Raw genomic sequence first — 21,375 nt, 5'->3', positions numbered from 1 at the left:
CCCTACGGGGTTCAGCAGGCGAGGCGCGCGGCCCTCAGGGCCCGTGTGCCCCGGGCGGACTCGTACCGGCCCAGGACGAGCCGGGCGAGGCGCGGGTGGTCGGCCAGCGGCTCCGAGACCGTCCAGGCGGCCGAGGCGTTCAGGGCGCGGGTGAAGCGGCCCGGGGCCAGCAGGTGCGTGGCCACCGCGATCCGGCGGTAGCCGGCGTTCTGGAACGCGGCCAGGGCTTCGGGCACGGTCGGCCCGGCCGAGGTGAGGTAGGCGGGCAGTACGGGGACGGGGTCTCCGCTGCCCTCGAACTCCAGCAGGGCGGACAGCTGGGCCGCGCAGGCCTCCGTACCGGTGTTCCCGCCCGGGCGGGAGGAGCCGGCGCCGGCCACGACCACCGCGTCGGCCCGGGTGTACGGGCCGCGGCGCCGCTCGGCCTCGCGGAGCCGGCCGTGCAGGGCGCGGGCGACGTCGCGTTCGCCGCTGAGGCCCTCGGTGAGCACGCAGCCGGTGCCCTCCAGGACGGCGGGGATGTCGACGCGGCGGTGGAAACCGTCGCCGAGCAGCAGCGGGACGACCACGGCGCGCGGGTGTTCCCGTACGACCTCGGCGAGGGAGGGGCGCTGCACGTCGAGGTGGCCGACCAGCGCGTGCACCCCGCTGATCGCCTCGACGGCGGCGACGAGCCGGTCGATGGTGGCCGCGGCCTCCGGGACCGCGCTGCCGTGGACGGCGATGACGAGCATGTGGTCTGCCTCCCTGATCCACCCCGTGGGTCCCCTTCCCACGCTAGGCGCGGTACGGGCCGTCGGCAGCCTGGCCAAGGGCCCGCGCGGCAGGCCGGAGGTCCTGTGCGGAAAGGGTCGTTTCCCCGTCCCCAGGGGTCCTTTTCGGGCGTTCGGGGCCGGGGCGGCGACCTACCGTCGAAGAGTCGGAACGCATGCACGCGTGACGTCTTGGCCCGGCCGCCCTGGCCGCCCTGGGACCGCGCGGCACAGGGACACACGGAGTGAGATCCATGGGGCAGACGCTGGTTGTCATCGGCCACGGCATGGTGGGGCACCGCCTGCTGGAGGCGCTCGCCGAGCGTGACGCGCTCGCCGACCCGACCCGCCCCGAGCGCGGCGGCTGGCAGGTCACCGTCCTCGCGGAGGAGCAGCGCCCGGCCTATGACCGCGTGCACCTGTCGGCGGCCTTCACCGGGTCCACCGGCGAGGAGCTGTCCCTGGTGGAGCCCGGCTTCCTGGAGAAGTACGGCATCGACCTGCGCCTCGGCGACCCGGCGGAACTGATCGACACCGCCGCCCGCACGGTCACCGCCAGCTCCGGCGACGTGCTCCGCTACGACGCCCTCGTGCTGGCGACCGGCTCCTACCCCTTCGTGCCGCCGATCGACGGCGCCGACGCCGAGGGCTGCTTCACCTACCGCACGCTCGACGACGTCGAGGCCCTGACCGCCTACGCCGCGGACCCCGGGGTCCGTACCGGTGTCGTCATCGGCGGCGGGCTCCTCGGCCTGGAGGCGGCGGGAGCCCTGCGCACCCTCGGGCTGGCCACGCACGTAGTGGAGTTCGCGCCCCGGCTGATGCCGCTGCAGGTGGACGACGGCGGCGCGGCCGCCCTGCGGGCCACCATCGAGTCCATGGGCGTCGCCGTCCACACGGGCGTCGGCGCGGCCGGCGTGCAGATCCACCCCGACGGTCGGGCCCAGGCGCTCCGGCTGACCAGCGGCGAGGAGATCGGATCCGACGTCGTCGTCTTCTCGGCCGGTGTGCGCCCGCGCGACCGCCTCGCCCGCGAGTGCGGCCTGGCGGTGGGCGACCGCGGCGGGGTCGTCGTGGACGGCCACTGCCGCACCAGCGACCCGTACGTCTACGCGATCGGCGAGTGCGCGCAGACCGTCGACGGCAAGGTCTACGGCCTGGTCGCGCCCGGCTACCAGATGGCCGAGACCGTCGCCGAGGCCCTCGCGGGCGCCGGCGAGCTGACCTTCACCGGGGCCGACACCTCCACCAAGCTCAAGCTGATGGGCGCCGACGTGGCCTCCTTCGGAGACCCCTTCGCCCCCGAGGGCCGCGACGGAGCCGTCTCGGTGGTCTTCTCCGACGCCCGCGAGGGCGTCTACAAGAAGCTGCTCCTGGGCCCCGACGGTGCCCTGCTCGGCGGCATCCTGGTCGGCGACGCGGAGGCCTACGGCTCGCTGAAGCCGCACGCCGGCCGGCAGCTCCCCGCCCCGCCGGAGGCCTTCATCCTGCCGTCGAGCGAGGGCGTGGCGCTGCCCGGCGCGGACGCGCTGCCCGATGACGCGGTCGTGTGCAGCTGCCACAACATCACCAAGGGGCGGGTGCGCGAGGCGGTCGTCGCGGAGTCCCTCACCGACATCGGCGGCATCAAGAAGTGCACCAAGGCGGGGACGGGCTGCGGCGGGTGCATCGGCACCCTGCAGGCGGTCCTGGACGCCGAACTGGCCGCCGCGGGCATCGAGAAGCCGCGCGGGCTGTGCGAGCACTTCACCCTGACCCGGGCGGAGATCTACGAGAAGATCCGCACCGAGCGCATCCGCAGCTTCAGCGAGCTGCTGGAGTCCTACGGCGAGGGCGGCGAGGGCTGCGCCGTCTGCAAGCCGGTCGTCGCGAACGTGCTCGGAACCCTCGCCCCCGACCTCGGCATCGGACACATCCTGGCGGGCGAGCAGGCGGCCCTGCAGGACTCCAACGACCTCTTCCTCGCCAACCTCCAGAAGGACGGCACCTACTCGGTCATCCCGCGCGTCGCCGGCGGCGAGATCACGGCCGAGCAGGTCATCGCGCTGGGCGAAGTGGCCCGGGACTACGGCCTCTACACGAAGATCACCGGAGCCCAGCGCATCGGCCTCTTCGGGGTCGAGAAGGAGCAGCTGCCCGACATCTGGCGGCGCCTCGGCGGCGCCGGATTCGAGTCCGGGCAGGCGTACGGGAAGTCCCTGCGCGCGGTGAAGTCCTGCGTGGGAGCCCGCTTCTGCCGCTTCGGCCAGGGCGACTCCATCCAGCTCGCGATCGACCTGGAGCTGCGCTACCGGGGTCTGCGCACCCCGCACAAGTTCAAGGGCGGCGTCTCGGGCTGCCTGCGCGAGTGCGCGGAGGCGCGCGGCAAGGACATCGGCGTCATCGCCACAGCCAACGGCTGGAACCTCTATGTCAGCGGCAACGGCGGCGCGACCCCGCGCCACGCCGACCTGCTGGCCTCGGACCTGAACACCGCCGAACTCTTCGCGCTGATCGACCGGTTCCTCATGTACTACATCCGCACCGGCGAGCGCCTGGAGCGGACGTCCGCCTGGCTGGAGCGGCTCGGCGGCAGCGGCGCGGGCCTGGACCATCTGAAGGCCGTCCTGATCGAGGACTCGCTCGGCCTCTGCGCGGAGCTGGAGGCGCAGATGGAGCGCCACGTGTCGGCGTACGAGGACGAGTGGTCGGCGGTCCTGGAGGACCCGGCGGCGCTGGAGCGCTTCGGGACCGTGGACTTCGGAGCGGCCGAAGGCGCCGAAGGCGCGGCGCGGGCGCTGGAGCCGGGCCGCGGCCGCACCGCGGTGCTGCCGGACGGCACGGAGGCCGCGGTCTTCAAGGACCGTGCGGGCGAGGTCTACGCGGTCGGCAACCGGGACCCCTTCTCGGGCGCCGACGTGATCGCCAACGGCATCATGGGCTCGCGCGACGGGGTGCCCGTCGTCGCCTCGCCGATGCACAAGCAGGTCTTCGACCTGCGGACCGGCATCTGTCTGGACGACCCCGAGGTGTCCCTGCCGCTGGTGGAGCTCAAGCCTTAGGGCTCTGCGGCGGCCGTACCAACGCACTGTGGGCGATGGGACCTTGTCCTGTCGCCCACACGACGTTCTCCCCTGATGCGGGGCGCCCCTGTAGGCGGACCCTAAGAAGGTCAGGGCTTTCAGCTTCATTTTTCTCAACCCCCTCAAACATTCAGGACATGCCATGAGTTCCGCCAAGCAGGACGCGCGCGCGGCGACCGCCCGGGTGCAGGCGCCGGATCCGGCGCAGTACCGCCCCGGTCGCACCATCACCGAGTGGACGCCGGAGGACCCGTCCTTCTGGCAGACCACCGGCAAGAAGGTAGCCACCCGCAACCTGTGGATCGCGGTGCCCGCCCTGCTCGTGGCCTTCGTGGTCTGGCAGGTCTGGAGCATCACGGCGACCAACCTCAAGGACGTCGGCTTCGGCTTCTCGCAGTCCCAGCTGTTCTGGCTGACGGCGGTCCCCGGCATCACGGGCGGTACCGCCCGCATCCTGTACACCTTCATCGGCCCGATGATCGGCCAGCGCCGCTTCACCGCGGTCTCCACGGTCATCCTGATCGTGCCGCTGCTGTGGCTGGGCTTCGCGGTGCAGGACCCCACCACCTCGTACAGCACGCTGGTCGCCATCGCCGCGCTCTGCGGCATCGGCGGCGCCAACTTCTCCTCCTCCCTGGCCAACATCGGCTTCTTCTACCCGAAGCAGGAGAAGGGCAACGCGACCGGAATCAACGGCGGCCTGGGCAACCTCGGCGTCTCGGTGGTCCAGCTGCTCACCCCGATCCTGATCACCACCTCGGTGCTTGCGATCGGCTCGGGCCAGAAGAAGGCCGACGGCTCGGAGATCTACCTCCAGAACGCCGCGTTCGTCTGGGTGCCGGTCCTGATCGTCCTCGCGGCCATCGCCTGGTTCGGCCAGAACGACCTGAAGGTGGCCTCCACCCCCTTCAGCCAGCAGAAGATCATCTTCAAGCGCAAGCACAACTGGCTGATGACCTGGCTCTACGTCGGCACCTTCGGCTCCTTCATCGGCTTCGCGGCGGCCCTCCCCCTCCTGATCAAGACCACCTTCCCCGCGTACTCCGTGGCCACCTACGCCTGGATGGGCCCGGCGCTCGGCGCGCTGGCCCGCTGGGCCGGCGGCTGGATCGCCGACAAGTTCGGCGGCGCGCGGGTGACGATCCTGTCCTTCGTGGGCATGGGCGCGTCGATCATCGGCGTGATCACCTTCCTTCCGGCGGGCTCCGACCAGGGCTCCTTCTACGGCTTCTTCTTCTGCTTCCTGTCGGCGTTCTTCTTCTCGGGCATCGGCAACGGCTCGACCTTCCGTCAGATCCCGGTCATCTTCCGCGGCCAGCACCTCGCGGGCCTGACCGAGGGCACCCCCGAGTACGCGAAGGCCCTGAAGCAGGCCGAGATCGAGTCGGGCGCGGTGACCGGTTTCACCGCGGCCATCGCCGCCTACGGCTTCTTCTTCATCCCGGCGATGTTCGCCAACTTCGCCGTGACCAGCGCGATGTGGGGCTTCGTCGCCTTCTACGCCAGCTGCGTGGTCGTGGCCTGGTGGTTCTACGCCCGCAAGGGCGCGGAGGCCCCCAGCTAGACCGTCCCTTCCTGACCCTGCCCGGCCGGTTCCCCGGCCGGGCCGGCCCGGGTGTGGGTGAGGGGACGCCGCGCCGGCGGAACCCGACCCCGCCCGGGCCTCTCGGTGTCCTGCCCCGGTTCCCCGGCCACGCCTGCGCCCGGGCCCCGAAGCGGGCCGGGACGCACACAGACTGAAAGGCCACGTCCGTGCTCGGCATGTTCCTGCAACTCGGTGTCATGGTGGCGGCCATCGCCCTCGGGTCCCGCAAGGGCGGGGTGGCCATGGGGCTCTGGGGAGCCGTCGGCGTCTTCGTGCTCGCGACGTTCTTCGGGGTCACCCCCGCCGACACCTCGGGCATCGTCGACGTCATGCTGATCATCCTCGCGGTGATCATGGCGGCCGCCGCGATGGAGGCGGCCGGCGGTATCGACTACCTCGTCGGACTGGCCGAGAAGGCGATCCGCCGCAAGCCCAGCCGGGTGGTCTACGTGGCTCCCCTCGTTTCCTGGGCCTTCACCCTGGGCGCCGGCACCGCCCACGTCTTCTACCCGCTGCTCCCCGTGATCCACGACGTGGCCCGCGAAGGCGGCGTCCGGCCCGAGCGGCCCATCGCGGTCGCCTCCATCGCGGCCACCTTCGGTATCACCGCCTCGCCCGTCTCCGCGGCCATGGCCGCCATGATCGTGATGTTCGACGGCGACGGCTGGAACCTGCCGCGGATCATGGCCGTCGCCGTGCCGTCCACGCTGCTCGGCGTGCTCGTCGCGGCCACCGTGCAGTCCCGGATCGGCAAGGAGCTCGGGCAGGACGCCGAGTACCTGCGCCGGCTGGCGGCCGGCGAGATCGAGGCTCCGGCCCCGGCCGAAGCCGCCCCGCCGCTGCGGCCGCGGGCGCGCTGGTCCGCGTACCTCTTCCTCGGCGGGACCGTCGCCGTCGTCCTCAGCGGACTCTTCCCGGCGCTGCGCCCCGAGACGGGCAAGGGACCGCTCTCGATGCCCGCCACCATCGAGATCCTGATGATGGCCGTGGCCGCGCTGATCCTGCTCCTGTGCAAGGTCGACGCCAAGCGGATACCCGGCACGGACGTGGCCAAGTCCGGGCTCGTCGCCGTCATCGGGGTCTTCGGGCTGTCGTGGCTGGGGCTGTCCTTCATCGGCGCCAACGAGACCCGGATCACCGGCGCCCTCGGCGGGGTCGCACAGGACCATCCCTGGTTCTTCGCGATCATGCTGCTGCTCCTCTCCGCGCTGCTGTTCAGCCAGGCCACGACCACCAAGGCGCTGATGCCCCTCGGGCTCGCCCTCGGTATCCCGGCCCCCCTCCTCATCGCGATGTGGCCCGCCGTGAACGGCTATTTCCTCCTCCCCACCTACGGCACCTTCATCGCGGCGATCAACTTCGACAGGACCGGCACCACCCGCGTCGGCCGCTTCGTCGTCAACCACTCCTTCATGCTGCCCGGCCTGATCACCACGTGCGTCGCGGTATCCACAGGCTTCGCTCTGGTTCAGATTGTCTGACCGGGTCCGCTCGCCCTCCACTCTCCTTCCGCTTGCTAAGCCAGACTTTTCGAGAATCTTGTGAAAGTTTTCACAAGCGCACGATGGACCTTTGACCTGCTCAAAGTGCCAGGTCAGCCGGGATGGGAGACCCTTGGGGCTGGGGATCAGGGGACTTTCGGGCCCCAGCTCAGGACCAACGCGGCGCCAAATGATCGATCAAAAGGCGTGCAATGGAAGCAAGCAATGAGGCGATCGGAAGGTGCGGGCGATGACTGCCACCCCTGCGGAAACCACGAAGAACGGCGAGGCCTGGAACGGCTTCAAGGGCGGTCTGTGGCGCGACGCCGTCGACGTCCGCGACTTCATCCAGCAGAACTACACGCCGTACGAGGGTGACGACACCTTCCTCGCCGGCCCCACCGAGCGCACCACCGCCGTGTGGAAGGCGATCACGGACAAGTTCCCGGAGGAGCGCGAGAAGGGCGTCTACGACGTCGCGTACGACATCCCGTCGTCGATCACCGCGCACGCCCCCGGCTACATCGACCGCGACAAGGACCTGATCGTCGGCCTCCAGACGGACGCCCCGCTCAAGCGCGCGATCATGCCCTACGGCGGCTGGCGCATGGTCGCCGGCGCGCTGGAGACCTACGGCTACCCGGTCTCCGACGACCTGGAGAAGGTCTTCACGGAGTACCGCAAGACCCACAACGCCGGTGTCTTCGACGCGTACACCCCCGACATCCGCGCCGCCCGCAAGGCCGGCATCGTGACCGGCCTGCCGGACGCGTACGGCCGCGGCCGCATCATCGGCGACTACCGCCGCGTGTCGCTCTACGGTGTCGACCGCCTCATCGCCGTCAAGAAGGAGGAGAAGGAGGAGATCAACTCCCTCCCCGCGGGCAACCGCTCGCTGGAGGAGACGATCCGCCTGCGCGAGGAGCTCTCCGAGCAGATCCGCGCCCTCGCCGAGCTCAAGGCGATGGCCGCCTCCTACGGGTACGACATCTCCGGCCCGGCCACCACCGGCCGCGAGGCCATCCAGTGGCTGTACTTCGCGTACCTGGCCGCCGTGAAGGAGCAGAACGGCGCGGCCATGTCGCTCGGCCGCACCTCCACCTTCATCGACGTCTACCTCCAGCGCGACATCGAGGCCGGCATCCTCACCGAGGAGCAGGCCCAGGAGCTGGTCGACGACTTCATCATCAAGCTCCGCATCGTCCGCTTCCTGCGCACCCCGGAGTACGACGAGCTCTTCTCCGGCGACCCCACCTGGGTCACCGAGTCGATCGCCGGCATGGGCGAGGACGGCCGTCCGCTGGTCACCAAGACCTCGTTCCGCTACCTCCACACCCTCTACAACCTCGGCCCGGCCCCCGAGCCGAACATGACCGTCTTCTGGTCGCCCCAGCTGCCGCAGGGCTTCAAGGAGTTCTGCGCCCGGGTCTCGATCGACACCTCCTCGGTGCAGTACGAGTCCGACGAGCTGATGCGCCCGCGCTTCGGCGACGACACCGCCATCGCCTGCTGCGTCTCGGCCATGCCGGTCGGCAAGCAGATGCAGTTCTTCGGCGCCCGCGTGAACGTCGCCAAGACGCTGCTGTACGCGATCAACGGCGGCCGTGACGAGAAGTCCGGTGCCCAGGTCGGCCCGTCCACCGGCGCCCTCACCTCCGACGTGCTGGACTACGACGAGGTCATGGCCAAGTTCGACGAGCAGATGGAATGGCTCGCCGACACCTACGTCCACGCCCTGAACGTCATCCACTACATGCACGACAAGTACGCCTACGAGCGCATCGAGATGGCGCTCCACGACCGCGACGTGCGCCGCACCATGGCCTGCGGCATCGCCGGCCTCTCGGTCGCCGCCGACTCGCTGGCCGCCATCAAGTACGCCAAGGTCACCGCCGTGCGCGACGAGACCGGCCTCGCCACCGACTACACCATCGAGGGCGACTACCCGGCGTACGGCAACAACGACGACCGTGTCGACTCGATCGCCGTCTGGCTGGTCGAGGAGTTCATGAAGAAGATCCGCAAGCACCCCACGTACCGCGAGGCCGAGCACACCCAGTCGGTGCTGACCATCACCTCGAACGTGGTCTACGGCAAGAAGACCGGCAACACGCCGGACGGACGCCGCGCCGGCGAGCCCTTCTCCCCGGGCGCCAACCCGATGAACGGCCGCGACACCCACGGCTACGTCACCTCGGCGCTGTCGGTCGCGAAGCTCCCGTACGAGGACGCCGAGGACGGCATCTCGCTGACCAACACCGTCACCCCCGACGGCCTGGGCCGCACTCCCGAGGAGCGGATCAAGAACCTGGCCGGTGTCCTCGACGGCTACATGGCGGTCGACGGCTTCCACATGAACGTGAACGTGCTCAACCGCGACACGCTCATGGACGCCATGGAGCACCCGGAGAACTACCCGCAGCTCACCATCCGCGTCAGCGGATACGCGGTGAACTTCGTCCGCCTCACGCGCGCTCAGCAGCTCGACGTGCTGAACCGCACCTTCCACGGCTCTCTCTGACCCTTACGAGAGCCCACGAGCACGCGCGGCCCGGGGCCGGCCCTCACCCGGCCCCGGGACCGCGCGTCACCAGATCAGCCCACGGAATCTGGAAGCTGGAGCACCTGCCATGACCGTCCTCTTCGGTACGAGCCTCCCCGTCGGCCACGCCAACGCGATCAGCGTGAGCGCCGGCCAGACGCCCGCCGCCGCCGCGACGCAGCGGCCGAGCGAGGGCACGGTGCACTCCTGGGACCTGTCCACCGGGGTCGACGGCCCCGGGACCCGGTTCGTGACCTTCCTGTCCGGCTGCCCGCTGACCTGCCTGTACTGCCACAACCCCGACACCATGCGGATGCGCAACGGCAAGCGCACCTCGGCCGACGACGTCATCGCCGAAGCCCGCAAGTACACCAAGTTCATCTCCGCCTCCGGGGGCGGAGCCACCATCTCCGGCGGCGAACCGCTGCTCCAGCCCGTCTTCGCGGGCGAACTGCTGCACCGGATGAAGAACGACCTCGGGCTGCACACCGCGCTGGACACCTCCGGCTTCCTCGGGGCCCGCGCCACCGACGCGCTGCTGCGCGACGTGGACCTGGTGCTCCTGGACATCAAGTCCTGGGACCGCGAGACGTACAAGAAGGTGACCGGCCGCCCGCTGGAGCCGACCCTGGACTTCGCCCGCCGCCTCGCCGACCTCGGCAAGGAGGTGCACCTGCGGTTCGTGCTCGTCCCGGGACTGACCGACGCCCGGGAGAACATCGAGGGCGTCGCCGCCTTCGCGGGCGCCCTCGACAACATCTCGCGGGTCGACGTACTGCCCTTCCACAAGCTGGGCGAGAGCAAGTGGGAGGCGCTCGACATGAAGTTCACCCTCCACGACACGCCGTCGCCGACCGCCGCACAGGTCGCCGAGGCGAAGGCGATCTTCGCCGCGCAGGGACTGAACGCGGTCTGAGGGCAGGAACTCCCTACGTGACCTCCCTGCGTGACCTCCCTACGGGTCCGCCCGCGCCTCACTCGAACGGCGCACCCATAAGCTCCGTATAACGGGCCGAATCAGTACATACCACCTAGCGTGGTGCTGTGTCCGAGCCCTCAGATGTCATCGACGCCGCGCCGCCCCCACCGGCGCCCGAGACCCCGCCGCCGGCCGGGCGGTCCGTCACCGCACGGGCCACCCTGGCCGGCACCGTCGTCTCGCTCCTGCTCATCCTCGCGATCGTGCTCGGCAGCCGACTGCTGCGGGACTTCGACTCGGCCCTGCTGCCGTACGCCGTCGCCACCGTCTTCCTGGCCTTCGGCGTGGCCTACCGGTACACCGTGTGGGTCTCGGCCCCCGGTGCGCGGCGCCTCTTCAAGAAGGGCATCGGCAGCTTCTGGTCGGTGGAGAACTTCCGCAAGGCGCCCACCGCCCTGCCGAAGATGATCGCCACCTACCTCGGCTTCCAGAAGTTCCTCGGCGCCCGCTCGCGCCCCCGCTGGATCGCGCACCAGCTGATGTTCTGGGGCTGCCTCCTCGCCGCGGCCATCACCTTCCCGCTGACCTGGGGCTGGTTCACCTTCACCGCGGACAGCGGCGCGGGCCCGGGCTACGACATGCGGATCTGGGGCATCAAGGTCCTCGGCTTCGACGCGCTCAGCGTCCTGGGCTGGCTGATGTTCCACGGCCTGGACATCGCCGCCGTCCTGGTCATCCCCGGCGCCTCGTACTTCCTGTACCGGCGGATGAAGGACCGCGGCGCCATGACCGGCCAGCGCTTCGCCTACGACCTGCTGCCGCTGATCTGCCTGATCGTCATCTCCGTGACGGGTCTGCTGCTGACCTTCTCCTCGATCTTCCTGCACGGCGGCGGATACGAGTTCCTCGCGATCCTGCACATGGTGTCGGTGGTGTTCACCCTCATCTACATCCCGTTCGGGAAGTTCTTCCACATCGTCCAGCGCCCGGCCGCCGTCGGCATGCAGCTCTTCAAGTACACGGCCCGCCAGGACGAGCAGGTCTTCCTCTGCAAGCGCTGCGAGGAGCCCATCGACACCGCGCCCTACGTGGAGAACCTGCGCGGCACGATGAAGGACCTGAAGCTCGACTTCGACGCCTGGGCCGAGTACTGCCCGCGCTGCAAGCGGGTCCTGCGCGGCAGTGCCTACCTGACCCACGTCAAGAAGGGCTTCAAGTGACCGCGACCGACCCGGGCAGGGCCGCGGCCCGGCCCGCACCCGTGCCCGTCTCCATCGATCCCTCCATCGCCCCGCCCGGCACCCGCAACTTCCGCGACGCCGGCGGCATCCCCGCCGACCAGTGGCACGCCGACCAGAACGGCGAAACCCTGGTCCCCACCCACTGCTGCTTCTGCGGGGTGCAGTGCGGGATGTACCTGCGCGTGGACAAGGGCGGCAAGGTCTTCGGCGTGGAACCCCGCAACCACGACATCAACCGGATGCGGCTGTGCCCCAAGGGCATCAACGCCTACCAGCAGGTCAACCACCCCGACCGGCTGACCGCCCCCTTGATGCGGCGCTCCCGGGACGAGGAGTTCAAGGAGTGCTCCTGGGACGAGGCCCTGGACTTCACCGTCTCCGAGATCCGGCGCATCCAGGAGGCCCACGGCAACGACGCCTTCGGGCTGCTCGGCGGAGCCAGCCTGTTCTCCGAGAAGACCTACCTGGTCGGCAAGTTCGCCCGGGTCGCGCTGAAGACCAAGCACGTCGACTACAACGGCCGCCTGTGCATGGTCAGCGCCGCCGGAGCCAACAAGCTCGCCTTCGGCATCGACCGGGCCGGCAACCCCTTCTCCGACATCCTCCTCTCCGACTGCCTGCTCATCGCCGGGTCGAACGTGGGGGAGTGCTTCCCCGTGATGACCCAGTACCTGTGGGGCGCGCGGGACCGCGGCGCCTCGCTGATCGTGATCGACCCGCGCGAGACGGCCATCGCCCGCACCGCCGACATCCACGTCGCGCTCAAGCCCGGCACCGACTCGGCCTTCTTCAACGCCGTGCTGAACGTGGTCATCGCCGAAGGCCTCACCGACGAGGCCTACATCGCCGCGCACACCACCGGCTGGGAAGAGGTCAAGAGGACCGTCGCCGAGTACCCGCCGTCGCGCTCCGCGGAGATCTGCGGGGTGCCCGCCTCGCAGATCGTCCAGGTGGCACGCGTCTTCGCCGGCGCGGACAAGGCCATGGCCTGGCACGCGCGCGGCATCGAGCACCACTCCCAGGGCGTCGAGAACTGCCTGTCCGTGATCAACCTGTGCGTGGCCACCGGGCACATCGGCAAGCCCGGCGCCGGCTACGGCACCATCACCGGGCAGGGCAACGGACAGGGCGGCCGCGAGCACGGCCAGAAGTCCGACCTGCTGCCCGGCGGCCGCTCCATCACCAACCCGGAGCACCGCAAGCAGATCTGCCAGATCTGGGGCATCGAGGAGTCCGAACTCCCCGGCGCCGGCACCTCCATGATGGAGATGGTCTGGCAGATGCAGCGCAAGGAGATCCGCGGCCTCATCGGCATCTGCAACAACCCCTTCGTCTCCCTCCCCAACTACGCGGTGGTCAAGGACGGCTACGACACCGCCGAGTTCCACGCCCAGTTCGACTTCTTCCTCTCCGAGACCGCGGCCAACGCCCACGTGGTCTTCCCCGTCACCACCTGGGCCGAGGACGAGGGCGTGATGGCCAACGCCGAGGCCCGCGTGGTCAAGCACAACAAGGCTCAGGAGCCCCCCGCCGGGGTGCGCACCGACACCTGGGTCATCTGCGAACTCGCCAGGCGGCTCGGCGCCGGGAAGCACTTCGAGTTCCCCGGCTCCCGCGAGGTGTTCGAGGAGCTGCGCGTCGCCTCCGCCGGCACGGTCAACGACTACTACGGCATCACCTACGACCGCCTCGACGAGACCGGCGGGATCGCCTGGCCCTGCCCCTCCACCGAGCACCCGGGCACCCCCCGGCTGTTCGAGGACGGCAGGACCTACCACCCCGACGGCAAGATCCACATGCAGGTCGTGGAATGGCATCCGCCCATGGACGCCTACACCGAGGAGTACCCCCTCTCCCTCACCACCGGCCGCACCGTCGCGCACTTCCTCTCCGGCAACCAGACCCGTCGGCTCGGCGCCCTCGTCGAGCAGACCCCCCGGCCCTGGGTGGAGGTCCACCCCTCGCACGGGTTCCGCAACGGCGACCCGGTACGGGTGGTCACCCGGCGCGGCAGCGAGGTGTTCCCGGCCCTGGTCACCGAGGCCATCCGCCCCGACACCGTCTTCATCCCGTACCACTGGCCGGTCCCGACGTCAGCGAACGCCCTGACCATCGACGCCCTCGACCCCCGCTCGAAGATCCCCGAGTACAAGGTCTGCGCCGCCCGGATCGAGGCCGCCGAGCGGGTCGACGAGGTGCCCGCGCCGCCCACCCCTCCGGGTCGCGAGGCCTACCCGGAGGCCCAGGCCTCCCGCACCGACCCCCTGCCCCCCACGTCCCCTCAGGGCCGTGGCACGGCGGAGAGGAGCTGACCCGCCATGATGGGCCGCACGATCTTCATCGACCCGGGTCGCTGCATCGGCTGCCAGGCGTGCGTCTCGGCCTGCCGCGAGTGCGATTCGCACCGCGGGAAGTCGATGATCCACCTGGACTACACCGAACCCGGCATGTCCGTCGCCTCCCTCCCGAGCGTCTGCATGCACTGTGAGGACCCGGTCGCGCCCTGCGCCGAGGTCTGTCCCGCCGACGCGATCCTGGTGACCGCCGACGGGGTGGTCCAGCAGGCCGACACCACCCGCTGCATCGGCTGCTCCAACTGCGTCAACGCCTGTCCCTTCGGGATCCCGAAGATCGACCTCCAGGCGAAGCTGCAGATGAAGTGCAACCTCTGCTACGACCGCACCGCCTACGGCCTCGCCCCGATGTGCGCGACCGTCTGCCCGACCGGGGCCCTCTTCTACGGAACCCTCGAAGAGCTCCAGGCGGAGCGCCCCGGGGTCCAGGTGGCCGACTCCTTCGTCTTCGGAGACGTCGTCGTCCAGACCGGTGTGGCCATGGTCGTTCCCGCCGACAAGGTCCAATGGCCCGTCCCGGGCGGCCTCCCCGTCGTCGAGATCAACGGAAAGGACGTCCGGTGAGCGTCACCGAACAGCCCCCTCCGCACCCAGGCAACCGGGGCGACGGCCCCGCGGACGGCGGTGCGGCCGCCGACGCCGCGATCGAGCAACTGCGCGACCGGATCAGTGCCGACTCCCTCACCACCCGCCGTGACTACCTGCGGATCGTCGCCACCGTCTCCGGAGGCCTGGCCATCGGCGGTGTCGGCGTCGCCGCGGGCATCCTGCACCGGCACGGGGACAACGAGGGCCTGCCCGACCCGAAGAAGGTCGCCGACCTGCTGCCCCCCGGCCAGTCCGTGGCCTTCCGGTTCCCCGGCGAGGACGACCGGGCACTGGCCGTGCGCCTCGGGGACGGCTCTCTCGTGGGCTACTCCGCCGTCTGCACCCACCTGGCCTGCGGGGTGCTGTGGCGCGAGGACCGGGGCCCCGACGGGGAGCTGTACTGCCCCTGCCACGAGGGTGTCTTCGACGCCCGCACCGGCGAGGTGACGGCCGGTCCGCCGCCGCGCCCGCTGCCTCGGATCTACCTGACCGAACAGGCCGACGGCAGCGTCTGGGCCGTGGCGACCGCCCGGTCGGGAGAACCGGTGAAGGACGCGCTCTGCCGGCAGTTCGGCGACTCGCACCCGCAGGAGTCCGCCCGCCTGGGCTGCCCCGGCGCGGCCCGGGCCGGTACCACCGAGAGGAGGCCCACATGAGCGAGACCCCGGCGCCACCCCCGCTGCCGCCCCGCCCGGAGTACCACCCGGGCAGTGCCCAGCCGCGGCTCAACCGCCCGGTGCGCGAGAGATACCCGCAGATCCGCTCCACCAGCGGGTACGGGGACCCCCGGATCCGGCACACGGGCCCGGGCCCGGGAGCCGGCACCGAGCAGGAGCCCGAGCGCTCCTCCCGCCTCAACGCGCGCCTCGCCCTGGCGCTCACGGTCGTGATCGGCCAGCTCTGGGCGCTCACCGTGACCGTCAACGAGTGGATGAAGGGAAACACCGGCACGGCCTGGTGGGGAGCGGGGTTCCTGATCCTGTCCTTCCTCGTCGTGATCGGACTGTGGCTCCTCGACCCGAAGGACCGATGACCATGTCGATGCCCACGCCGACTTCGTCGGCACCCCGCAGTCACCGTGCGGAGAGCTACAAGCCCGGGGCCACCATCGCCGACTGGCGGCCCGAGGACGAGGGCTTCTGGAATTCCAAGGGCCACCGGGTCGCCCAGCGCAACCTGTGGGTCTCGATTCCGGCCCTGATGCTCGGCTTCGTGGTCTGGCAGGTCTGGTCGGTGACCGTGGTCAGGCTGAACGACGTCGGCTTCGGTTTCTCGAAGTCCCAGCTGTTCTGGCTGACCGCCATCCCCGGGATCACAGGCGGCACCTTCCGGATCCTCTACACCTTCATCGGGCCGATGTTCGGTGAGCGGAAGTTCACCGCCTTCAGCACGATCATCCTGATCGCGCCGATGCTGTGGCTGGGCTTCGCGCTCCAGGACACCGGGACGCCGTACTGGGAGCTGGCGCTGATCGCGGCCGTCTGCGGCATCGGCGGCGCGAACTTCGCCTCCTCGATGGCGAACATCGGCTTCTTCTTCCCCAAGCGGGAGAAGGGCAGCGCCAACGGCCTCAACGGCGGCCTCGGCAACCTCGGCGTGAGCGTGGTCCAGCTGGTCGCCCCGCTGGTGGTCACCGCGGCCGTCCTCGGCGCCCCGGCGGGCGGACCCCAGCACGACGCGAAGAAGAACACCGACATCTGGCTGCAGAACGGCGCCTTCCTCTGGGTGCCGCTGCTGGTCATCATGGCGCTGGCCGCCTGGTTCCTGATGAACGACCTGAAGGTGGCCGCGGCCCCCTTCAGCCAGCAGAAGATCATCTTCAAGCGCAAGCACAACTGGCTGATGACCTGGCTGTACGTCGGAACCTTCGGCTCCTTCATCGGCTTCGCGGCCGCCCTGCCGCTGCTGATCAAGAACAACTTCGAGGGGCAGGGCTACCAGGCCACCACCTACGCCTGGATCGGCCCGTTCATCGGGGCCCTCACGCGCTGGGGCGGCGGCTGGCTCTCGGACAAGATCGGCGGGGCCAGGGTCACCATCCTGTCCTTCATCGGCATGGCCGCGGCCCTCGTCGTGGTGATCTTCGCGCTGCCGTCCGGCGGCCAGGAGGGCAACTTCTGGCCCTTCTACATCGGCTTCCTGGTGGCCTTCGCCTTCTCCGGCCTGGGCAACGGCTCGACCTTCCGGCAGATCCCGGTGATCTTCCGGGACCACCACATGAAGGCGGCCGAGGGCAAGGGCCCCGAGGCGCAGGCCGCGGCGCTCAAGCAGTCGGAGATGGAGTCGGGCGCCGTCACCGGCTTCTCCTCGGCCATCGCGGCCTACGGCTTCTTCTTCATCCCGGCGATGTTCGCGGCCATGGCCGTCACCAACGCACTGTGGATCTTCATCGGCTTCTATGCCACGTGCCTGGTGGTCTGCTACTGGTTCTACGCCCGCAAGGGCGCCGAGGCTCCCAGCTGAGCGGGGCCGGTGGCGGGGGCGGCCGTACCCTGGAGGCATGAGCGACGCCCCCGCCACCGACCCGCACGCCCCGAAGTCCCCGCCGGCATCCGAGGCGGAATCCCGCCCGAAGGCCCGGCCGAAGCCGCGACTGGACTTCGGAGACCCGCTGGACCAGCAGTCCTCGGACGACACCGACCGGGGCTGGGGCGAGCGGCCGCCCGCCGGCGGAAGCGCGGCCGACCTGGCCCGCTTCCTCGACGAGAAGCCTCCGCACCACGTCTGAGCGCAGGCCCTGCCTAGAGCCGGGGCCCCGGGGCGCCGTACTGGCCGGGCTGGGCCCCGCCGTTCCCACCGTGCCCGCCGTTCGCCCCGCGCTGGGCGACCAGCTCGTCGCGGATTTCCTTGAGGACCACCAGCTCGGTGATCTCCATGGTCTCCTTGACGCCTTCCTTCGCCTTGCGGCGCTGCTCCACCTTGGCCAGGTACTTCGCCATCGGCAGGACCATCAGGAAGTAGACGACCGCGGCGGTGATCAGGAAGCTGAGCGCCGCGTTGAGCACCGAGCCCCAGAGGAGCTCCACGCCGGTCGGCTTGCCGTCCGGGCCGATCCCGCAGGGATCCTTGATGCAGCTCTTGTAGGCATCCAGGCTCTGCGTGCCGATGAGGCCGATCACCGGGCTGATGAGGCCCTTCACGACGGAGTTCACGATGTTCGTGAACGCGGCACCGATGACGACCGCGACCGCCAGGTCGACCACGTTGCCGCGCATCAGGAAGGCCTTGAAGCCCGCCAGGATGCTCTCCTTCTTCTTCTCGCTCACCACTGAGCCTTTCTTCGTATCTGCCGAACACGGAGCCAACGGTTCCGAAAGCTACGGCAGTTTGGGTCGGGGGTGTCCAATCGACCCTCACCTCACGGTGACTTGACCGCACGTTCGTACGATTCAACACAAGGTCACCGCCAGTCGGGAAACGCTCCCCACGCCCACGAGCGCCCGCGCGGTGTCCCGGGGGACCGACAGCACCACCAGGGCCCCACCGTCCCCAACACCCGCTTCCGGAGCTGGCACTTCGGAGACCCGGGCACCCGCCGCCACCACCCGTGGCGGCCCGCCGCGCTCCGCGGCGACCACGTCCACCCGGTCCCCGGGACGCAGCAGCCGCACCGTCGCCGCGTCCGCGATGCGCACCGGAGCCGACACCAGCCGCACCGCCGCCGGAGGGGGCTGCGCCGCGGGCGGTGACGAGCCCCGCGAGGCCCGAGCCTCGGTGCCGCCCACCACGAGCACGGCCGCGACGACCGCCAGCCCGGCCGCGGCCCCGCGCCGCCGGCGCCGCACCGCTCTGCGCAGCCGGTCCCCGGCCCGCCCCACGCGGAGCGGGGCGAAGAGGGGAACGGAGCGCGCGGGGGGACACGTGGCGGAGGAGGGGTGCCGGGGGACGGGGGAGGGGCGTACCGGGGTGTGGACGTGAGGCGAGGAGAGCGACGGGACGCGGGAGTTCGCGGTCATGAAGGCCACCACCAGACGGGGAGGGATCCGAAGCCCGGACCCAACGCCCGGACACCCCACACGATCCGCCGCCCCGCCGGATCCCGCTCGGACCTGTGGACCGTCCCCAGCTTGTGGATATCCCCGTCACCCGCAGGAGCTACCGGGAGCCGCCCGCCCCGATCCGCCGCAGCGCCGCCACCGGATCCGGGGCCCGGGTCACCGACCGCCCGACCACGACGTGCGAGGCCCCGGCGGCGAAGGCCGCCCACGGGGTGCCGGCGCGGGCGTGTCCGCCCGTCTCCCCGCCTGTCGTCCCGCCCGTCGCCCCGCTCGTCCCCGCACCCGCCCCCGGTGCTCCCGGCAGCGTCAGCGTCACCCCCGGCGTGACGATCAGCCGCTCCGGCCCCAGCAGCTCCCGCAGCGCCCCGGCCTCCCTGGGCGATCCGACGACCCCGTCGCAGCCGGCCTCCGCCGCCAGCCGGGCCAGCCGCAGCACCTGCTCGTCGGTGCCCGCGCGGATCCCGATGTCGGCGAGGTCGCTCCCGGTCATGCTCGTGACCACCGTCAGCGCGAGCACCCGGAGCCCGGGGAACTCCCGCGCGGCCTCCACGGCGGCCGCCATGATGCCCGTACCGCCCATGGAGTGCACGGTGACCATGGACGCGCCCAGGGCGCCCGCGGCGCGGACGGCGCCGGCCACGGAGTTCGGGATCTCGAAGAGCTTCAGGTCGAGGAAGACCTCGTGGCCCTGGTCGACGAGGCCGCGCACGAGGTCCGGCCCGGCGGCGGTCAGCAGCTCCAGCCCGACCTTGTAGAAGCCGCAGGCGTCCCCGAGGCGTGCCACGAGGGCCTCGGCGGCCCGCCGGTCGTCGAAGTCGAGGGCGACGATCACTCGGTTGTCCATGCCCGCCATTGTGCGGGTGCGGGTGCGGGCGCCGGTCAGCCCTTGGCGGGGATCTCGCAGGACTCCTTGAAGCCCTGGCTGGTCAGGCCGAAGGCGCTGTTGACGCGCGAGCGCATGTTCTCCAGCGCGACCATGGCGGTGAGTTCGACGAAGGCTGCCTCGCCGAGGCGTGCGATCAGTTCGGCGGCGAGCTCGTCCGTGACGGCCGGCTCGGTCACGGTCATGGCCTCGGCGTACTCCATGACGAGCAGTTCCAGCTCCGTGAACGCCTCCCGGGCCTCGCGCCACGTCGGCACCTTCTCGGCCTTCTCCGGGGCGATCCCCTTCGCCTGGCCCTCCCAGTAGCCGAAGTCCATGCACCACGAGCAGTTCATGCGGGCGGCGGCGGCCATGACCGCGAGGTGCTTCAGGCCGCCGTCGAGGGCGTTCCACTTCGCCGCCTGCTGCTCGAGGCGTACGTAGGTGAACAGCACGCGCGCGTTGTGTCCGTAGGCCAGGCCGGGTTCGAGGACCTTGCCGTAGGCGCGGCGCGAGTACCAGGCACCGAAGCGGTTGAGGAGGGTGCGGGGCGGGGAGAGCGAGATGCGTGCCATGGCGGGTGCCTCCTGGGGCCGGGCCGGGCCGGGCCGGGCGCTGTTCGCCCGGCCTTCACCCACTGAGACCGCACGGCCCCGCGAAACGTGACAGGACCCCGGGATCCCTTCCTACGGCAGCTCGATGCCCAGGTCCCAGCCGTCGTGGGCGTGGGTGCACAGGCAGGCGCGGGATTCCGTCGGGGGCAGGGCGGCCACCGCGTCGAAGAGGACCTCGCGCAGCCGCCCGACGTTCTCGCCGAAGACCTTGAGGACCTCGGTGTGGGAGACCCCTTCGCCCGTCTCCGCGCCCGCGTCCAGGTCCGTGACCAGCGCCATCGAGGTGTAGCAGAGCCCCAGCTCGCGCGCGAGGACCGCCTCGGGGTGGCCCGTCATGCCGACCACCGACCAGCCGGCCGCGGCGTGCCACCGCGATTCGGCGCGCGTGGAGAAGCGCGGCCCCTCGATGACGACCATGGTGCCGCCGTCCACGGGCTCCCACTCCCGCCCGCGCGCCGCCGCGAGCGCCACCGAGCGGCCCACCGGGCAGTACGGGTCGGCGAAGGTGGTGTGCACGACGTTGGGGACCGAGCCGTCGGGGAGCGGCTCACCGTCGAAGAAGGTCTGGGCGCGGGACTTCGTACGGTCGACCAGCTGGTCGGGGACGAGCAGGGTGCCCGGGCCGTACTCGGGGCGCAGGCCGCCCACCGCGCAGGGGCCCAGCACCTGGCGGACGCCTACGGAGCGCAGCGCCCACAGGTTGGCCCGGTAGTTGATCTTGTGCGGGGGCACGGTGTGGCTGCGCCCGTGCCGGGGCAGGAAGGCCACGGTCCGGCCGGCGAGCTCGCCGAGGTAGAGGGAGTCGCTGGGGGGCCCGTAAGGCGTCTCCACCTGGATCTCGGAGACGTCCTCCAGGAAGGAGTAGAAGCCCGATCCGCCGATGACACCGATCTCTGCATTCGCCATGCGGCCACCCTAACGGGGCATGCCGAAGGCCCCGCGGTCCGTGGGGACCGGCGGGGCCTCGGGCGAAGCATGAAGCGTCGGGCAGGTCAGGCGGCCGAGGTGCTCGACGACGAAGACGAGGAAGACGACGAAGACGCAGAGCTCGAGGACGTCGACGTGCTGGACGACGACGCGGCCGGGGTGGCGGCGGGCGTCGAAGCCGGCTTCGAGGCAGGGGTGCTGCTCGACGAAGCGCCGCGGCTGTCGTTCCGGTAGAAACCGGAGCCCTTGAAGACGATGCCGACCGCGGAGAACACCTTCTTCAGGCGTCCGTCACAGCTCGGGCACACGGTCAGTGCGTCATCGGTGAACTTCTGCACGGCCTCAAGGCCCTCACCGCACTCGGTGCACTGGTACTGGTAGGTCGGCACGAATTTCCTCCTGGCACTCTGGCTCAATGAGTGCTAACGACGCTTCATGGTGACGTATTCC

Annotated in this window: 19 protein-coding genes; 12 read left to right on the top strand and 7 right to left on the bottom strand. The window is 70.7% G+C overall.

What is annotated here, in order from left to right:
* Positions 1-11 precede the first annotated feature (11 nt).
* Positions 12-734 carry a sirohydrochlorin chelatase gene (locus ACFYYB_RS32080; protein WP_389439763.1) on the bottom strand — a complete coding sequence of 241 codons (723 nt, stop codon included), beginning with the start codon at positions 732-734 and terminating at the stop codon, positions 12-14.
* Positions 735-1,006: 272 nt separating this feature from the next.
* Here ACFYYB_RS32080 and nirB point away from each other — a divergent pair, with 272 nt between their 5' ends.
* From nirB to ACFYYB_RS32020, 12 genes are all read left to right on the top strand, one after another.
* On the top strand, positions 1,007-3,793 hold the full coding sequence (nirB, locus tag ACFYYB_RS32075; protein WP_389439761.1) for a nitrite reductase large subunit NirB: 2,787 nt from the start codon (positions 1,007-1,009) through the stop codon (positions 3,791-3,793).
* A gap of 163 nt (positions 3,794-3,956) precedes the next feature.
* Complete coding sequence (locus ACFYYB_RS32070) at positions 3,957-5,378, top strand: NarK family nitrate/nitrite MFS transporter (RefSeq protein ID WP_389439759.1); 1,422 nt, start codon at positions 3,957-3,959, stop codon at positions 5,376-5,378.
* Positions 5,379-5,575: 197 nt separating this feature from the next.
* Positions 5,576-6,880 (top strand): anaerobic C4-dicarboxylate transporter family protein, encoded by a 1,305-nt coding sequence (locus ACFYYB_RS32065; RefSeq protein ID WP_389439965.1) that lies wholly within the window; start codon positions 5,576-5,578, stop codon positions 6,878-6,880.
* 250 nt (positions 6,881-7,130) lie between these two features.
* Positions 7,131-9,401: a formate C-acetyltransferase gene (pflB, locus tag ACFYYB_RS32060; RefSeq protein ID WP_389439757.1), complete on the top strand. Its 2,271-nt coding sequence runs from the start codon at positions 7,131-7,133 to the stop codon at positions 9,399-9,401.
* Positions 9,402-9,510: 109 nt separating this feature from the next.
* A complete protein-coding gene (gene pflA / locus ACFYYB_RS32055; protein ID WP_327306313.1) occupies positions 9,511-10,338 on the top strand; it encodes a pyruvate formate-lyase-activating protein in 828 nt (275 codons plus the stop codon).
* Between the two features lie 128 nt (positions 10,339-10,466).
* Positions 10,467-11,561: an MFS transporter gene (locus ACFYYB_RS32050; protein ID WP_389439754.1), complete on the top strand. Its 1,095-nt coding sequence runs from the start codon at positions 10,467-10,469 to the stop codon at positions 11,559-11,561.
* Complete coding sequence (locus ACFYYB_RS32045; protein ID WP_389439752.1) at positions 11,558-13,894, top strand: molybdopterin oxidoreductase family protein; 2,337 nt, start codon at positions 11,558-11,560, stop codon at positions 13,892-13,894. Before ACFYYB_RS32050 ends, ACFYYB_RS32045 begins: the two co-directional genes overlap by 4 nt.
* Positions 13,895-13,900: 6 nt before the next feature.
* Positions 13,901-14,500 (top strand): 4Fe-4S dicluster domain-containing protein, encoded by a 600-nt coding sequence (locus ACFYYB_RS32040; RefSeq protein ID WP_327253148.1) that lies wholly within the window; start codon positions 13,901-13,903, stop codon positions 14,498-14,500.
* Positions 14,497-15,180, top strand: coding sequence for a ubiquinol-cytochrome c reductase iron-sulfur subunit (locus ACFYYB_RS32035; RefSeq protein WP_389439750.1), 684 nt, complete (start codon positions 14,497-14,499; stop codon positions 15,178-15,180). Before ACFYYB_RS32040 ends, ACFYYB_RS32035 begins: the two co-directional genes overlap by 4 nt.
* Entirely contained in the window at positions 15,177-15,557 is a 381-nt protein-coding gene (locus ACFYYB_RS32030; protein WP_389439748.1) for a hypothetical protein, read from the top strand. The genes ACFYYB_RS32035 and ACFYYB_RS32030 overlap by 4 nt, the downstream gene beginning before the upstream one ends.
* Before the next feature lie 2 nt (positions 15,558-15,559).
* Complete coding sequence (locus tag ACFYYB_RS32025) at positions 15,560-16,987, top strand: NarK family nitrate/nitrite MFS transporter (protein WP_389439746.1); 1,428 nt, start codon at positions 15,560-15,562, stop codon at positions 16,985-16,987.
* A gap of 37 nt (positions 16,988-17,024) precedes the next feature.
* Positions 17,025-17,252 (top strand): hypothetical protein, encoded by a 228-nt coding sequence (locus ACFYYB_RS32020; protein WP_389439744.1) that lies wholly within the window; start codon positions 17,025-17,027, stop codon positions 17,250-17,252.
* Positions 17,253-17,265: 13 nt separating this feature from the next.
* Here the strand turns inward: ACFYYB_RS32020 and mscL are convergent, their stop codons facing one another.
* The 6 genes from mscL to ACFYYB_RS31990 all read right to left on the bottom strand — a co-directional run bounded on the left by mscL (position 17,266) and on the right by ACFYYB_RS31990 (position 21,314).
* On the bottom strand, positions 17,266-17,793 hold the full coding sequence (mscL, locus tag ACFYYB_RS32015; RefSeq protein WP_389439742.1) for a large conductance mechanosensitive channel protein MscL: 528 nt from the start codon (positions 17,791-17,793) through the stop codon (positions 17,266-17,268).
* A gap of 120 nt (positions 17,794-17,913) precedes the next feature.
* The gene (locus tag ACFYYB_RS32010) at positions 17,914-18,480 is read right to left on the bottom strand and encodes a hypothetical protein (protein WP_389439740.1); all 567 of its coding nucleotides are present in this window, start codon (positions 18,478-18,480) and stop codon (positions 17,914-17,916) included.
* A gap of 139 nt (positions 18,481-18,619) precedes the next feature.
* Positions 18,620-19,366 (bottom strand): orotidine-5'-phosphate decarboxylase, encoded by a 747-nt coding sequence (gene pyrF / locus ACFYYB_RS32005; RefSeq protein ID WP_389439738.1) that lies wholly within the window; start codon positions 19,364-19,366, stop codon positions 18,620-18,622.
* A 35-nt stretch (positions 19,367-19,401) separates the two neighbouring features.
* Positions 19,402-19,959, bottom strand: coding sequence for a carboxymuconolactone decarboxylase family protein (locus tag ACFYYB_RS32000; protein WP_389439736.1), 558 nt, complete (start codon positions 19,957-19,959; stop codon positions 19,402-19,404).
* Between the two features lie 111 nt (positions 19,960-20,070).
* Complete coding sequence (locus ACFYYB_RS31995; RefSeq protein WP_254385936.1) at positions 20,071-20,904, bottom strand: S-methyl-5'-thioadenosine phosphorylase; 834 nt, start codon at positions 20,902-20,904, stop codon at positions 20,071-20,073.
* An 86-nt stretch (positions 20,905-20,990) separates the two neighbouring features.
* On the bottom strand, positions 20,991-21,314 hold the full coding sequence (locus ACFYYB_RS31990) for an FmdB family zinc ribbon protein (RefSeq protein ID WP_389439734.1): 324 nt from the start codon (positions 21,312-21,314) through the stop codon (positions 20,991-20,993).
* Positions 21,315-21,375: the final 61 nt, after the last annotated feature.

This window comes from Streptomyces sp. NPDC002886 (assembly GCF_042888445.1).
Taxonomy (GTDB): Bacteria; Actinomycetota; Actinomycetes; order Streptomycetales; family Streptomycetaceae; genus Streptomyces.
Note: the sequence above shows the minus strand (reverse complement) of the source record. Positions and strands in the feature narration are given on the sequence as shown.